Annotated in this window: 11 protein-coding genes; 4 read left to right on the forward strand and 7 right to left on the reverse strand. The window is 72.8% G+C overall.

Annotated features, from left to right (window positions below; translation table 11 throughout):
• Window positions 1-20 precede the first annotated feature (20 nt).
• Both ACIQWX_RS48240 and ACIQWX_RS48245 read left to right on the forward strand, forming a co-directional pair.
• Window positions 21-500 carry an SgcJ/EcaC family oxidoreductase gene (locus ACIQWX_RS48240; protein ID WP_400886470.1) on the forward strand — a complete coding sequence of 160 codons (480 nt, stop codon included), beginning with the start codon at window positions 21-23 and terminating at the stop codon, window positions 498-500.
• Window positions 501-519: 19 nt separating this feature from the next.
• Window positions 520-1,542: an alcohol dehydrogenase catalytic domain-containing protein gene (locus ACIQWX_RS48245; protein ID WP_400886473.1), complete on the forward strand. Its 1,023-nt coding sequence runs from the start codon at window positions 520-522 to the stop codon at window positions 1,540-1,542.
• Window positions 1,543-1,681: 139 nt separating this feature from the next.
• Here the strand turns inward: ACIQWX_RS48245 and ACIQWX_RS48250 are convergent, their stop codons facing one another.
• Window positions 1,682-2,800, reverse strand: a complete 1,119-nt coding sequence (locus ACIQWX_RS48250; protein ID WP_400886476.1) for an abortive phage infection protein — start codon at window positions 2,798-2,800, stop codon at window positions 1,682-1,684.
• A gap of 163 nt (window positions 2,801-2,963) precedes the next feature.
• Between ACIQWX_RS48250 and ACIQWX_RS48255 the strand changes: the two genes are divergently transcribed.
• Window positions 2,964-4,361: an FAD-dependent oxidoreductase gene (locus tag ACIQWX_RS48255; RefSeq protein WP_400886478.1), complete on the forward strand. Its 1,398-nt coding sequence runs from the start codon at window positions 2,964-2,966 to the stop codon at window positions 4,359-4,361.
• 198 nt (window positions 4,362-4,559) lie between these two features.
• On the opposite strand, the gene cmdF is transcribed toward ACIQWX_RS48255, so the two are convergent.
• From cmdF to ACIQWX_RS48280, 5 genes are all read right to left on the reverse strand, one after another.
• The gene (gene cmdF / locus ACIQWX_RS48260) at window positions 4,560-6,191 is read right to left on the reverse strand and encodes a tyrosine 2,3-aminomutase (RefSeq protein WP_400886479.1); all 1,632 of its coding nucleotides are present in this window, start codon (window positions 6,189-6,191) and stop codon (window positions 4,560-4,562) included.
• 52 nt (window positions 6,192-6,243) lie between these two features.
• Complete coding sequence (locus tag ACIQWX_RS48265) at window positions 6,244-9,471, reverse strand: AMP-binding protein (protein ID WP_400886481.1); 3,228 nt, start codon at window positions 9,469-9,471, stop codon at window positions 6,244-6,246.
• Between the two features lie 141 nt (window positions 9,472-9,612).
• A complete protein-coding gene (locus tag ACIQWX_RS48270; RefSeq protein ID WP_400886483.1) occupies window positions 9,613-10,404 on the reverse strand; it encodes a class I SAM-dependent methyltransferase in 792 nt (263 codons plus the stop codon).
• A gap of 20 nt (window positions 10,405-10,424) precedes the next feature.
• Window positions 10,425-11,834, reverse strand: a complete 1,410-nt coding sequence (locus ACIQWX_RS48275; RefSeq protein ID WP_400886484.1) for a nucleotide disphospho-sugar-binding domain-containing protein — start codon at window positions 11,832-11,834, stop codon at window positions 10,425-10,427.
• Between the two features lie 118 nt (window positions 11,835-11,952).
• Window positions 11,953-12,651: an O-methyltransferase gene (locus ACIQWX_RS48280; RefSeq protein ID WP_400886486.1), complete on the reverse strand. Its 699-nt coding sequence runs from the start codon at window positions 12,649-12,651 to the stop codon at window positions 11,953-11,955.
• Between the two features lie 193 nt (window positions 12,652-12,844).
• Between ACIQWX_RS48280 and ACIQWX_RS48285 the strand changes: the two genes are divergently transcribed.
• Entirely contained in the window at window positions 12,845-14,113 is a 1,269-nt protein-coding gene (locus ACIQWX_RS48285; protein WP_400886489.1) for a methyltransferase domain-containing protein, read from the forward strand.
• A 70-nt stretch (window positions 14,114-14,183) separates the two neighbouring features.
• Here the strand turns inward: ACIQWX_RS48285 and ACIQWX_RS48290 are convergent, their stop codons facing one another.
• The gene (locus ACIQWX_RS48290) at window positions 14,184-15,332 is read right to left on the reverse strand and encodes a DegT/DnrJ/EryC1/StrS family aminotransferase (RefSeq protein ID WP_400886491.1); all 1,149 of its coding nucleotides are present in this window, start codon (window positions 15,330-15,332) and stop codon (window positions 14,184-14,186) included.
• Window positions 15,333-15,364 lie beyond the last annotated feature (32 nt).

Here is a 15,364-nt window from a genome sequence, read left to right on the forward strand (position 1 = left end):
CACCCAGAAAGGGATTCTCCATGACCGCACAGGTTTCCCCGCCGAGCCGCGCCTCGGACATCCTCGCCGCCGCGGGCGTCGCCGAGGACTTTTCGTTCTACCGCGGGTTCACCGCTGAGGCCGAGAAGGCCGTTCTCACCGTGCCGCAGAAGATCGTGGCGGCGTGGGCGGCCAACGACGCCGACGCGTTCGCCGACGTCTTCACCGCCGACGGCAGCCTCCTCATGCAGGACGAACAGCTCGTCAGCCGCGACGAGATCCGCGCCCACATGGCCGCGGGCTTCGACGGCCCGTACGCGGGTGCCCGGGTGACGGGTTTCCCGCTGTCGGTCGAGTTCCTCTCCGAGGACGTCGCCATGGTCGTGACCGAGGGCGGGATCCTGCTCGCCGGGGACGAGGACCTCGACGCGAAGCGTGCCATCCGCGCCACCTGGATCATCGTCGAACGCGACGGCGAGTGGCGGCTCCTGTCCCACCAGAGCAGCCCGATCGCCGGCTGACCGCAGGAAGGTGACGACCATGAAGGCAGCGGTGGTCCCCGCAGTGGGAGCCCGGTGGGAGCTTCGCGAGGTACCGGCCCCGCGCCCCGGACCGGGTGAGGTCCTGATCCGGGTGCGGGCCAGCGGAGTCTGCTCCAACGACGTCCTGGCGACCACGGGTGTGCTCCCGTTCCCGTCGGTCGAGCCCGCGATCACCGGCCACGAGCCGGTCGGTGAGGTCGTCGAGACGGGTCCCGGTGTGCGCACCCGCGAAGTCGGCGACCTCGTCGGGGTGACCTGGATCCGCGGGGCGTGCGGGCGGTGCGCCTACTGCCGCGGGGGGTCCGGGGTGTCGGGTCAGGCCGGGATCCTCTGCGCGGCTCCGACGTCCACCGGGTTCACGGTGCCCGGCGGCCACGCGGAGTACCTGGTGGCGGCGGCCGGGGAGACCGTGCCGATCCCGGACGGCCTCGCGCCCGAGCTGGCCGCGCCGATGCTCTGCGCGGGCTACACGAGCTGGTGCGCGCTGCGGGCCGCCGAGCCGAAGCCGCACGAACGGATCGCGGTGCTCGGTGTCGGCCGGCTCGGGCACCTCGCCCTGCAGTTCTCGCGGGCCTGCGGGTTCGAAACGGTCGCCATCACCAGCTCGCCCGACAAGCACGAGGTCGCGCGCGAGCTCGGTGCCGACCTCGTCGTCGCCGACGGTGCCGAGCTTCGCGACGCCGGCGGTGCCGATGTCGTGCTCGTGACCGCGCCGGCCCACCGCGCGGCCGCCGACTCCCTGCAGGGACTGCGGCCCGACGGGCGGCTCGTCCTGGCGGGGATCGACCCGGCCGAACCGTTCACGCTGCCGCCGTCGACGCTGTACCCGCTCTTCGCGCTCCGGCACCGGATCCTCGGCGCCACGCACAACGGGCGCGAGTACCTGGCGGAAGCGCTCGACCTGGCCGCGCGAGGCGCGGTGACGCCGATGGTCGAGACGTTCGACAAGGAGCGCGTGGCCGACGCGGTCGACGCGGTCGCGAAGGGCGCGGCCCGCTTCTGCGCGGTCGTCAGCTTCTGAACCCGCTACGCACAGCGGAAAGCCCGTGGCACCGGTGCCACGGGCTTTCCGCTGTGCGGGGTGTGTCCGATGTGGTCGTCAAGCCGCGGCGGAGGCCGGGTGGCCGGTCCGCGGGCCGTCGGCGCGTTCCGGCACGGGGTCAGGCCGCGCGGCGGCCGGCGGCGCGCGCCCGGTCGGCCTCGTAGTACTCCGCGATCGCCCGGAACGACTCCTTCGGCTCCCAGTGGTACGCCGAAGCCGGATCGGCGAAGTCGGCCCGGATCGTCTTGACGATGGCCATGCTCGCCGTGTCCAGGTCGAGCCGTGGTTCCGGGGAGTGCGGGTGGGTCGGGTGGATGAACTCGCCGACGGCGACGCTGTGCACCCCGGCTTCCGCGAAGATGCCGAACATCTTGCGGTGGTAGGCCGCCTGGGCGTGCTCGTCGCGCTCGTAGCCGTCGAGCACGACCAGCTCGTCGCCCTGCCGGTCGACGACGTCCCAGAAGAAGAAGGCTTTCTCCTCCGCACCGCGGTAGGTGGCGGTGCCGAACTCCGCGATGACGAGCGGCTTGCCCCAGTGCGCGTACCCCGCAAGGAGCTCGAGGTGCCCGGCTCGCGACAGCGGACGCGGCAGGTACTGGTACATCAGCCCGACGAAGTCGAACAGACGCCAGTCGACGTCTTCGCTCGGCAGCGCCGAGTAGCCCACCCCGCCGCCGAAGATCCCGTGGGCGACCTGGCTCGCCTTGGCCAGGTAGGCGTTGAGGGCCGGCGCGGTCGCCGCCACGTCCACCGCGACCGTCGGCCGGAGCAGGAAGTGATCGGCCTCGGCGAAGATGTTCGCCATCCGCTCGTGGTACTGCTCGCCCGGCACGATGCCCGGGGTGAACACCGAATGCTCGCCGCCCACGGTCAGATCGATGGCCACGCCCTGGCGTCGCAACCCTTCGGCGAGCCGCGCGGCCTCGGCGAGGTGGTCGAGGACCTCCCGCTGCGGGCGGTCGACCAGGCGCGGCTGGAGCCAGACGTGCAGGCCGTGCGATGCCGCCGCGTGCGCGGTCGAGGCGAGCCGGCCGAGATCGGTGCCGTAGACGGTCACGGAGTCGCACCGCAGGTCGCCGGCGATCGCGGAGATGTCGTGCTCCATCGCCGCGGTGCTCCACACGGTGCGCGACAGCTCGCCTTGCCCGGTCTCGAAGTTCGAGCCGGTGTCGTAGGCGACGCCTCGGCGCGCGAAGCCGTCCCACGGCCCGCGGCGTCCGCCTTCGTCGTTGGGCATGGTCGGTTTCCTTTCGCAGGCGGGTCTCCTGGATGGTCACACCCGGTCCGCCGGTACGGCACCTCCTGACGTGCGGGTGACGCGCAATCGTGGAGGTGTCCCCGCGGGCCGGACGGTCCAGAATGGACGGTGAATTCTTCCCGCACCGAGGAGGCGGTCGCCGATGGGCGAAATCATCGGACAGCGCGCGGTCGTGCTCGGTGGCGGCATCGCCGGCCTGCTCGCCGCGCGCGTCCTGGCCGACGCGTACCGGCAGGTCGTGGTCGTCGACCGGGACCGGATCACCGACGCCGCCGGACCCCGCCGCGGCGTGCCGCACGACCCGCACGCGCACGCACTGCAACCGCGCGGCCAGCAGGTCCTCGAGGACCTGTTCCCGGGCTTCACGGCCGAGCTCACGGCGGCGGGCCGTCCGGTCGGCGAAATGGCGGGCGACCTCCGCTGGTACTTCCTGGGCCGTCGGATCCGCCCGGCCCACGCCGGCTTGCGCTTCCTCGGCGGGCCGCGGCCGGAACTCGAGGCGCACGTCCGGGCGCGGGTCGCCGACCTGCCCGGAGTGGAGTTCCGCGACCGCCGGATCGTCCGCGGCCTGGCGACCTCCGAAGGCGGGGCCCGCGTCACGGGCGTGCACCTGGTCCGGCAGTCGGGCGGCGCGTCCGAGACGATCGAGGCCGACCTCGTCGTCGACGCCACGGGACGCGGTTCGCGCACGCCGGCCTGGCTGGCCGAGCTCGGCTACCGGCGGCCGGTGGAGGACCGGGTGAAGGTGGACCTCGCCTACACCACGCGGCGGTACCGGCTCACCGCGGACCCGTTCGGCCGTGACCTGTCCATCAACTCGGTCGCCTCGCCGCTGAACCCGCGCGGCGCGTTCTTCATCAAGCTTCCCGGTGGCACGGCCCAGCTGTCGCTGACCGGTGTGCTCGGCGACCACCCGCCGACCGACCCGGAAGGCTTCCTCGCGTTCGCCGAAACGTTGTCGGCACCCGAAATCCACGCGGCGGTGAAGGACGCCGAGCCGCTCGACGAGCCGGTGATGTTCCGCTTCCCGGCCAGTGTGCGCCGCCGGTACGAGCGGCTGGAGCGCTTCCCGGCCGGACTGCTCGTCGTCGGCGACGCGGTCTGCACCTTCAACCCGGTGTACGGGCAGGGCATGACGGTGGCCGCGCTCGAGGCGCTCGCCCTGCGCCGGCTCCTGCGCGGCGGGGTGGAGCCGGCCCCCCTGGCCTTCTTCAAGGCGATCACCCCCGCCGTCGACGCCCCGTGGGACATCGCCGCCGGCGGCGACCTCGCCTTCCCCGAGGTCGACGGCCCGCGCCCGGCGAAGGTCCGGATCGGCAACGCCTACCTGGCCCGGGTCCAGGCCGCGGCGGTCCACGACGCCAAGGTGACGGAGGCGTTCTTCCGCGTCGCCGGGCTGGTCGACCCGCCCCAGGCGCTCTTCCGCCCCGGCCTCGTCTTCCGCGTGTTCCGCGCTCTGCGCCGCGACCGACGCAACGCACCGGTCGCACCCGCGGCCGCCGCGGTCCGCCCGGCCTCCCGCGAGGACCGCGCCGCCTGAGTCACCTTCCCGGAAGAGCCCCGCGGTTTTCGGCTGCGGGGCTCTTGCGCGTGGGCGGCACCCCGGGCAAGCCCTGACGATCGCCGGGATCGTCCCAGGCCGCTCACCGATGGCCGGGCCACGCCGAATCCCCTCCCCGGCAACGAAACCGGCCCGGCGACACGAGGTCGCCGGGCCGGCCGAGGGCACGCGCGGGGGTCAGCGCAGCTCCACCTCCGCCTGTGCGACCGCGGCGACGAACTCGCCGCGCGCCAGCGCGGCGGCGACCGTCTCGATGTCGTCCGACATGTAGCGGTCGCGGTCCAGGGTCGGGACCAGCGAACGGATGTGGTCGTAGGTCGCCTTGGCGGCCTTGCTCAGCCCGGCGTACCGGCCCGAGATGTCGACGGCCTGCGCCGCCGCGAGGAACTCGACCGCGAGGATCCGCTCGTTGTTCTGCAGCACCCGGCGGGCGTTGCGAGCGGCGATCAGGCCCATGCTGACGACGTCCTGGTTGTCGCCGTTGGACGGCACGCTCTGCGTGCTGGCCGGGCCGATCGTCCGGTTCTCCGCGATCAGCGCGGTCGCCGGGTACTGGGCGCCGGCGAACCCGCTGTTGAGGCCCGGGTCGCCGGACACCAGGAACTCGGGCAGGCCGTAGGACAGGTGCCGGTTCAGCAGCCGGTTCGTCCGCCGCTCGGAGAGCACACCCAGCTGGGTCAGGGCGATCGTCGTGTAGTCCATCACGAACGCGATCGGCTGGCCGTGGAAGTTCGCGCCGTGGAAGATCTCCTGGCCCTCGAAGAACAACGGGTTGTCGGTCGCCGAGTTCAGTTCGATGTCGAGCTTGGTGACCGTGTGGTACAGCGTGTCGCGCACCGCGCCGAGGATCTGCGGGATGGCGCGCAGCGAGTACGCCTTCTGCAGGTAGATCTTGGTCCGCTGGACACCGTCGTCGTGCAGCTTGCCGTCGCCCGCGCCGAGCTCGCCGCCGTCGGCGACCTGGCGGCGCAGCTTGGCGTGCTCCACCGTGAGCTCGCTGCCGGCCATCAGCGCGCGCATGTTGGCCGCGGTGTCGATCTGCCCCTGGTGCGGACGGGCGATGTCGTGGCCCTCGGCCAGGAACGGGCTGGTGGAACCCTGGAGGGTCTCGATCACGAGCGCGGTGACGATCTCGGCCTGCCGGACCTGGGTCATCGCGCGGCCCGCGACCAGTGCGCCGAGGCCGGTCATCCCCGAGGTGCCGTTGATCAGCGCCAGGCCTTCCTTGAACCGCAGCTCCAGCGGCTCGATGCCCTTGGCGCGCAGGACCTCGCCGGTCGGCACCTTCTTGCCGCCCTGCAGCACGTACCCCTCGCCGATCACGGTCGAGGCGATGTGCGACAGCGTGGCCAGGTCACCGCTGGCGCCGAGCGAGCCGATTTCGGGGATCGCCGGGGTGATGCCGAGGTTGAGGTACAGGGCGAGCCGGTCGAGCACCTCGGGGCGCACCGCCGAGTGCCCCTTCGCCAGCGCGTTCAGCCGGGCGCCGAGGATCGCGCGGGACTCGTCTTCGGCGAACAGCGGACCGACCCCGGCGCTGTGGCTGCGGACCAGGTTGGTCTGCAGTTCGGTCTCCTTCGACGTCGAGACCAGCATGTAGATCATCTCGCCGTAGCCGGTGGTGACGCCGTAGATCGGGATCTCCTGCTTGACGATGTCCTCGAACACCGCGCGGGACTTCTTCGCCCGGTCCAGCACCGCGGGCGGCACGAAACAGGGAGCGCCCTGCTCGGCGACACGCCGGATGCCCGGGATGTCGAGATTTTCGCCGTCGAAGACGACCGGCTGTTCGGTCTGTGCCTGAGTCACGTTCTCTCCTCGATCGTCACCTGGGTATGAGTCGTTCCGGACGGGTCGGCGCTCACGCCGCCGCCTCGTCCGGCTCGCCGAGCTCCGCCGCGATCGCCGCGGCCAGCCCGGCGACCGTGCTGCGGCCGAGACCCGCGGTCAGCGGGATCCCGGCTCCGAACCGCTGCTGGAGCCGGACGGCCAGCCTCGGCAGGGAGAGTGAGTCGCCGCCCGCGGCGAAGAACTCGTCGTCGGCCTTCAGCACGGGCGGGGCGGCGGGACCGAGCAGGTCCTGCCAGACCTCCGCGACCGCGGCTTCGAGCCCCGCCCGCGGGGCCCGGCCGGCCGTCTCCGGGCCGGTGCCCGCCGGCAGCCGTGCGCGATCGACCTTGCCCGCGACGTTGCGGGGCAGCGGTTCCGCGCGCGTCCGCAGGGTCACCAGCGCCATCGCCGCACCGAAGCGGCGCCGCAGCAGGGCGCGCCACTCCCGCGTCGCGACGGCCTCCGCGGGCCCGGCCGCGGCCGGGCCCGGAACGACGTGCGCGACCAGCCGGACCACCAGACCGTCGGCCCGGGTCTGCGGCACCACCGCGCATTCGGCCACCGCCGGGTGCCCGGCCAGCGCCGCCTCCACTTCGGCGAGCTCGATCCGGTTGCCCTGCAGCTTGACCTGGAAGTCACGCCTGCCGCGGAACTCGAGCAGGCCGTCCGGGCGCCACCGGGCGAGATCCCCGGTCCGGTAGCACGGCAGCCCGGCGGAGCCCGGCACCGGCTCGAACACCCGGGGCTCCTGGACCTCCCCCGCGTACCGGGTCACCGCGGCCGGGCTCCGGATGACGATCTCCCCGGTGACCCCGGCCGGGCACGGCCGGCCGGTGGGATCGAGCACCAGGAGCTCACGCCCCGGGATCGGCCTGCCGATCGGCACCACTCCGTCCACCGGTCCGGTGATCTCGTGCCAGGTGGCCGCGATCGTCTCGGTCGGCCCGTACATGTTGAAGAGCCGGACGCCGGGCAGCTGCGCGCGCACCCGGTCGACGAGCACACCGGGCAGCGCCTCGCCCATCAGGACCAGGTGCGTCATGGCGGGCAGCGAGCCACCACCGGCTTCGAGGGCGGTGAGCAGCTCGCCCGCGAAGCTGGGCACGGTCTGCAGGAACGTGATCCGCTCGGCGGCCAGCCACCGCGCGAACTTCTCCGGGTGCACCCGGATCCGGTCGGGCACCGCGCACAGGGTGCCGCCGCCGGTCAAGGTGGCGAACACCTCGCAGAGGCTGGGGTCGTGGTCGGGGGCGACCCACTGCGCCACGCGCGCGCCGGGCCCGAGGTCGAACGCGCCGGACATCCAAGTGGCGAACTGCGCGAACGCGGCGTGGCTCTGGGCGATCGCCTTGGGGCGGCCGGTCGAGCCGGAGGTGTAGGCCACGTAGACACGGCTGTCCCCGCCCACGGCGGGCAGCGGGCGGCGCTCGCCGACGCCGTCACGTGCCGGCCGCGCACCGGAGTCGTCCTCGGCGGCGTGGCGGACGGGCAGCACCCGGCCACCCAGCTCGTCGCGGAACCACCGGGTGAGCTCGTCGTCGAGGTCGGTCAGCAGGCAGGCGGGGCGCTGCTCGGCCAGGATGTACCGACCGCGCTCACCCAGGTCGGAGGGCCCGAACCAGAGCAGGTGGCCGCCGGCCCGCAGCACCGCGAGGGACGCGGCGAGCTGCCACGGCCCCGACGCCGTCCGGATCGCCACCGGAACGCCTTCGGCACCCAGCGCGGCCAGCCGGACGGCGAGGGCGGTCGTGGCCCGTTCGAGCGCGGCGTAGGTGAGCTCGACGTCCGCGTCCCGGGCGGCGACCGCGTCCGGCACCTCGGCGGCCCGGCGCCGGACCAGCTCCTGCACCGGCTCGGCCGGGCGCGCCGCGGCCAAGCCGTCCGCGGCCGCGGCGAGGGCCGCCGCCCGGTCCGGTCCGTCCACCCGGAGGTCCTCGATCGGCTCGTCGGGCCGCTGCAGCGCCTCACCCAGCACGGTGGCGAACTGGTCGAGGACCACCGCACCGGTGGCCGCGCCGAACCGCTCCCCCGACCAGGCGAGACTGCCGGTGACCGCGGGAGCGGTCGCGGTCACGGTCAAGGTGAGGTCGGCAGCCGGCCGCCCGGCGGGCAGCGGCAGCTCGAGCACATCGGCGTCACCGATCCGCAGGACCGGCCGGGACCGCGGGTGCGGGACGAAAACCGCCCCACCGAAGGGGAACCTGCCGGGTTCCACCTCGATGCCGGCCGAGCGCACGACGTCGCCGAGAGCGGGACCGCAGTGCTCGCCCGCCGCGCGCAAGGCGGCGGCCGCGGACCGGACGACGGTCCGGAAGCTCGCACCGGGCGCCGGGTCGCAGCAGACGACGGTGAGCGCTTCGCGCGGTCCGACGACATCGGCGTGGCGGACGAGCGCGAGCGGCCGCGGGACGAGGACCGGCACCGGTCCTTCGGCTCCGTACCGGCGCAGCAAGGTGTGGTAGGCGGCGAGCAGGACCGCGGTGGGCGTGACGGCTTCGGCCGCGGCGAGCCGCGCGAGCGGTGCGGCGAAGGCCGGCCACGCGAACTCCGCGACGCCGTCCGGCCCGGGCGGGGCCTGCCCATCGCGGTCACCGGGCAGCACGACCGGCGCGGGCGGTGGGGTCAGCTCCGCCCGCCACCACTCCGCCATCGCCCGGGAGGCCGGCCCGGCCGCGTGCGCGGCCAGCTGCCGGGCGAACTCCGCGTAGGGCAGGCCGGACCGCAGCGGCAGATCCGGGACCGCACCGGAAACGGAACGCGCGTACGCATCGGAGAGGTCCTCGACGACGCGTGACGCGGAATCCTCGTCGGCGACCGCGCGGTGCAGGACCAGCACGATCCGGTGGTCGGCCGCCCCGACCCGGTGGACAGCCAGGAAGGCGGGGGAACCGGCACCCAGGCGGGCGGCCGCGACGGCTTCGGCCGCGAGCTCGCCGGCGCGGGCCCGGCGCTCGGCGGGCGCGTGCGGGACGAGGTCGGTGAAGGTGAAGGACGGCTCACCGGCCGGGCGCGACCGCGCCCGGCCGTCCTCGTCGGCCAGGGTCGTGCGCAACACGTCGTGCCGAGCCAGGACTTCCCGCCACGCGAGGCGCAGGGCGGGGACGTCGCACGGGCCGAGCACCCGGAAGGCGCGGGAGATGCGCAGGGCGGGCGAGGCCGGGAAGAGCTGCTCCAGCAACCAGAACTCCTGCTGCGCACGCGACGGCACCACCGGTCGCGGCCCGGCGTCCGGGTGGGCGGGATCTCCGATGACTGGCACGATCGAATCGTCACACGCAGCGTTCGAGCGGAACGTCTCACGCCTTGCGGTGGTCAGTCCGGGGAAAAACGTTGTGGCACAACGAAAGAACGAGCCGTCCAAGCGGACGGCTCGTTCTTCGCGTCAGGTCGCCGGCGCGGCTCAGCGCACCGGCTCGGCGGCGCCGATCACGTGGAAGTAGTTGGCGACGTCGCGGAACGGCGATCGGTCCGACATCGCCAGCTCGAGCTCGAGCATCCGGTCGTAGAACTCGCCCCCGACGTCGGCTCCGTCGCGCGGCAGGAGGTCCCAGAACGCGCGCACCCCGTACGTCTCCACCACGCTCAACCCGGCGCCGTCCAGCAGCGGCAGCAGCTGGTCCAGCCGGAACGTACGGGACTGCGTGGCGAACACCGAGTTGGGCTGGTCGTCGCGGGCGGAAACGGCCAGTGCCTCGGCCGGGTCCCGGCTGACGACGGCGGCCTTGAAGACCCGCGCGACCGAATTGGACACCAGCAAGCTGAGCCGTCCGCCCGGCGCGAGCATCCTGCGGAGCCCGGCCAGCGCCGCGGGTACGTCGTCGACGTACTCGATGACGCAGTGGCACAGCACCAGGTCGAAGGAGCCCGCCGGGAACGCCCGGTCCAGCTCGTGCAGCTCCCCCTGCTTGAACTCGGCGTCGACCCCGGCGGCCGCGACCGCCGCCCTGGCCTGCTCGAGCATCCCCGGTGAAAGGTCCACACCGGACACTTCGTGGCCCGCCCGGCCCATGCGCGCGGCGAGCACGCCGGGACCGCAGCCGGCGTCGAGCACCCGCAGCGGACCGGCCGGCACGTGCGCGGCGATGTGCTGCTCGATCATGTCGGCGCGCAGGCGTCCCCACGGCGCGTTCATGTACGCCGCGAACTCCGCGGCGTGGTCGTCCATCTCCTGCGTGCGGTTCTGGGTTGTCATCGCGTTTCCCGTCCGGTCTCTCAGCGGGCCCGGTGCCCGTCGGCCAAAGCGGTGAGCACCGGCACGATGTCGGCCGGCGCCGGCGTGGCCAGCCACTGCTCCCGCAGCGCCGCCGCGCCGTCGGCGTAGGCGGGTTCGGTGACGACCGCCTGGATCTGCTTGGCGATCTCGGCCACCGACGAGGTGAGGTGGTTGAGCCGGGTGCCGGCACCACGGGCGATCACGTAGTCGGCGCACGGTGTCGCCTCGAGCTTCTTGGCGGGCAGCTCCCAGGTCGTCACCTTCTCGACGACGTTCTCGCGCTTGCCGAACTCCCAGCCGACGCGGTAGGTCCCGTCGTCCCGGCCCGTCTCCACCTCGACCTCGACCTGCCGCATCAGCACGGATTCCTCGCTGTCGCAGACGATCTGCGGCACTCCGAACGCGCTGGCCGCGGAGAAGGTGCCCATCCCGCCGTGGTGGATCAGCGTGGCGCAGGTCGGCAGCAACTGGGTGAGCGGAACCCACTCCTGCACCCGGACGTTGTCCGGCACGCGATCGATCTCGTGCAGCTGCAGGGCGTTCAGCGTGGCGACGACCTCGATGTCCAGATCGGCCACGGCCTCGAAGATCTTCGGCGAGCGGCCCCAGTCCCCGGAGATGAACCGCCGGGTGGATTCACCGAGCGAGAGGGCCACCCGCGGCCGCCGCGGCGGTTCACGCAGCCAGTCCGGAACCGGCTCGATCCCGGTGAAGGGCACCCAGCGGAAGGGCACGTGGTGCCGGCTGGTGGGCAGGCTCAGCCCGGCCGGCAGCGGGTCGACGGTCCACTGGCCCAGCAGCAGGTCGTCGTCGACGGTCAGGCCGTACTTCTCCGCGAGCGGCCGGACGACGTCGGCGAGCGGGTTCTCCGCCAGGCCGGCCGCGACGACGGCGTCCCGGTGCTCGGCCAGCCGGTCGAGGCTGAAGCCGAAGTAGTCCATCCCCGGCACCAACCGGGCGTGCGCGGCTCCCGACACCCGCGCGGCCACCGAGCCGGAGGCGAACGTCGGATCCCACAGCACGAGGTCGGGCCGCCACGACCGGGCGAAGTCCACGAGCTGGTCCACGGCGGGCAGGTCGGTGCGCACGTAGTCCGAGGCGGGGTTCAGCAACATCTGGTAGAACGCGATCCAGTGCTCCCGGGCCGCTCCCTCGAGGCCCATGACCTCGGCGTAGCGCAGCACTTCCGCCACGGGTGCCGGCGGTCGCGCGTCGGGCCGCATCCGCGCGTCGCCGTCGGTGCGCTCGCCGAGCAGCACGGGGGTCAGCCCGGCCGCGGCGACCGAGTCGACGAAGCCCCCGTGCGTCGCGACCCGGACTTCGTGCCCGGCGGACTGGAACGCCCACGCCAGCGGGACGACCGGCCACAGGTGCGCGTGCGAGGGGTACAGGGTGAACAGGATGCGCATCGAAGCTCCCTGAAAGTCTTGATACGCCGAAGAAAACGCCGGCGCTCCGGGCTCCGGTATGGTCTCGCCGGCCGCGCCGGGCGGGCAACTCCTCCGTTGCCCAGCGGAACCCGCGGCGCTACTTGCGGCGGGCGATGGTCAGCCCGTCGGCGATCGGCAGCATCACCGCGTCCAGCCGGTCGTCGGCGGCGAGGGTGGCGTTGAACTCCCGCAGCCGTTCGGCCGACCGGCGGGCGAGGCCCGGCTCCGCCGAAGCCGGGTCGACGACGAAGCCGTCCAGGAGGACGTTGTCGGCCATCAGCAGGCCACCCGGACGCAACAGGGGCACGGCGAGCTCGTGGTAGGTGGGGTAGTTCATCTTGTCGGCGTCGATGAAGACGAGGTCTACGGTGCCCGGACCGCCGGCCTCGGCGAGGGCGCGCAGTGTCCGCGTCGCGGGACCACGGCGGAACTCGATGCGGTCGGCGACGCCGGCCGCGGCCCAGTGCTCCTGGGCGATCTCCTGCCACTGGTCGGTCACGTCGCAGGTGACCACCCGGCCACCGGGGGCCAGCCCGAGCGCGAACGACAACGCCGACAGGCCGGTGAAGGTGCCGACGTCGACGACCGTCTTCGCCGCGAGCAGCGCGGCGAGCATCGTCATGAACGACGCCTGCTCGATCGGGACGGCCATCCCGGCCGCGTCCCCGACCTCGGCCGTCCGCTCGGCGAGCTTGCGCACCGCGGGGTGGGGCGGCGTGCACGACCGCACCAGGTAGTCGCGCACCGCCGCGTCGACGGTCACGTGCTTGACCTCAGCGTCACTCGGGCCGGTCATGACCCCTCCTCGGCTCTCGGCTCAGGGACGCGCCGACCGGCGCGTCCGGCGGAATCGTGCGCCTCCGGGGCCGCTCACGGCGTCCTCCCGGCTGCGTTGGCGACGCGCAAAATGCGAGACGCCCGGCCTGTTCCGCGCGGAGGATCCTTGGCCCCCTGTCCGAGATAGCCATGCCGAAAAGGGGCTGAGACACGTGACCTTCACCGATGTGCCCGGCACGTTCAGCTGCCGGATCTGCGGCGGCGCCGCCCGCGAGTTCCTCGATCTGGGGCGCCAGCCCGTGTCGAACGCCTTCGTCCGGCCCGAGGACGTCGAGGACGAGGTCTTCTTCCGGCTCACCGTCGGGGTCTGCGACGTCTGCTGCATGGTGCAGCAGCGTGAAGAAGTACCCCGCGAGAACATGTTCCACGCCGACTACCCGTACCGCTCCTCCGGTTCCGAAGCCATGCGGCGGCACTTCCGCGGCGTCGCCGAGCACCTGATCGAGACGGAGCTGGCCGCCGACAACGCGTTCGCCGTCGAGATCGGCAGCAACGACGGGATCTTCCTCGAAACGATCCACCAGGCCGGGATCCGGCACCTGGGGGTGGACCCGTCCGGCGGGGTCTCCGAGTCCGCCAAGGACAAGGGGATCCGGGTCCTCGTCGACTTCTTCACCGCCGAGTCGGGTGCCCAGGTCCGCGGGACCGAGGGGCCGGCCGACCTGATCTTCTCGGCCAACTGCATCAGCCACATCGCCTACATCGACTCCATCTTCAAGGGAGTCGACGCGCTGCTGGCGCCGACGGGGGTCTTCGTCTTCGAGGACCGCTACCTCGGCGACATCGTCGACCACCTGAGCTTCGACCAGATCTACGACGAGCACTACTACCTGTTCTCGGTGACCGCGGTGCGGAACCTGGCCGCCACGTTCGGCTTCGAGCTGGTCGACGTGGAGCACCTCGGCGTGCACGGCGGCAGCGTCCGCTACTCCGTCGCCCGGGTCGGCGCGCGGCGCGTCTCGCCACGGGTCACGCAGTACCTCGAGCACGAGCGCGAACGCGGTTACGGAACGCTGCCGACGTTGACCCGCTTCGCCGACACTGTCAAACGGATCTGCAGCGACCTGGTCGAGGTGCTCGAAACGCTGCGCGCCGAAGGCAAGACCGTCGTCGGCTACGGAGCGACGTCGAAGAGCGCCACCATCGTGAACTTCGCCGGCATCGGCCCCGGCCACGTCTCCTACGTCTGCGACTCGACACCGGAGAAGCAGGGCAGGCTGACGCCGGGGGCCCACATCCCGATCCGCCCGTCCGAGGCGTTCTCCGCGCCGTACCCGGACTACGCCGTGCTGTTCGCGTGGAACCACGCCACGGAGATCCTCGCCAAGGAGCAGGAGTTCACCGCGCAGGGCGGCCGCTGGGTGCTGTACGTGCCCGACGTCCACGTGCTCGAGCACGGAGAGCTGCCCGCCGTGCCGTGACCGGCGCGAGCACGACGCGAAAGCCGGGGCCGGTCCACTGTGGACCGGCCCCGGCTTTCGCGCGCTTCGGTCAGGCCGCGTCGACCACCTCGGCGATGACCTCGCAGACCCCCGAGATTTCGGCCGGTCCGATGGCCATGCCGTTCGGCAGGGCGAGGACCTGCTCCACGAGCGCCTCGGTCCGGGGCAGGGGCTGCGGGGCGTGCACGTGGGGCGCGGACCGGTACGGCTCGACCTGGTGACAGCCCGGGTGGAAGTACCGCCGCGTCAGGATGTTGTTGGCGAACATCTCGGTGTGCACCCGGTCGCGGTGCACACCGCTGACCGCCTCGTCGATCTCGATCACGATGTACTGGTGGTTGGCCCGCTCCCCCGGGGCCATCGGGCGGACCCGGACGCCGGGGACGCCGGCCAGACCTTCCTGGTACAGGCGGTGGTTGCGCTCGTTGACCGCGAAGAGCTCGTCCATGATCTCCAGTGACGTGAGCCCCATCGCGGCCGCGGCCTCGTTCATCCGCCCGGCCGTTCCGGTCCAGGTGTGCTCGTGGTCCACGCTCAGCCCGAGGTTGCGCATCCCCCGCAGCTTCACCGCGAGCTCGTCGTCGTCGGTGGTGATCGCCCCGCCTTCGAAGCTGTTGATCCACTTGGTGGCGTGGAAGCTGAACACCTCGGCGGCACCGAACCCGCCGATCGGCTTGCCCTGGTAGGTCGAGCCGAAGGCGTGCGCGGCGTCGAAGATCAGCGGCAGCCCGTACTTGTCGGCCACCTTCTCCAGCGCGTCGACCATGCACGGGTAACCGAACACGTGCACCGCGAGGATTCCCGCCGTGTCGGGCTCGATCAGCGCCTCGACGTGGGCGGGATCGGCGGTGCCGGACTTCGGGTCCGCGTCGCAGAAGACCGGGACGACGCCGATCCAGTCGAGCGCGTGCGCCGTGGCGACCCAGGTGAAGGACGGCACGATCACCTTCTGCCCGGCCCGGATCCCGGCCGCGCGTACCGCCATCTGGATGCCGGTGGTCGCGTTGACCGTCGCGATGCAGTGCTTCGCGCCGGTCAGCTCGCTGATCCGCTGTTCGAACTCCAGGGAAAGCGGACCGCTGTTGGTGAGGACGAGCCGGTCGAGCGCGCCGTCGAGGCGCTCGAACAACCGGGTGCGGTCGCCCACGTTGGGGCGGCCGACGTGCAGGGGTTCCGGGAACCGGGGTGTGGCGGCCATCTGGGTTGCGCTCCTTCCGCAGGCTGCGAACG

Source organism: Amycolatopsis sp. NPDC098790 (assembly GCF_044759945.1).
In the GTDB taxonomy this organism is placed as follows: Bacteria; Actinomycetota; Actinomycetes; order Mycobacteriales; family Pseudonocardiaceae; genus Amycolatopsis.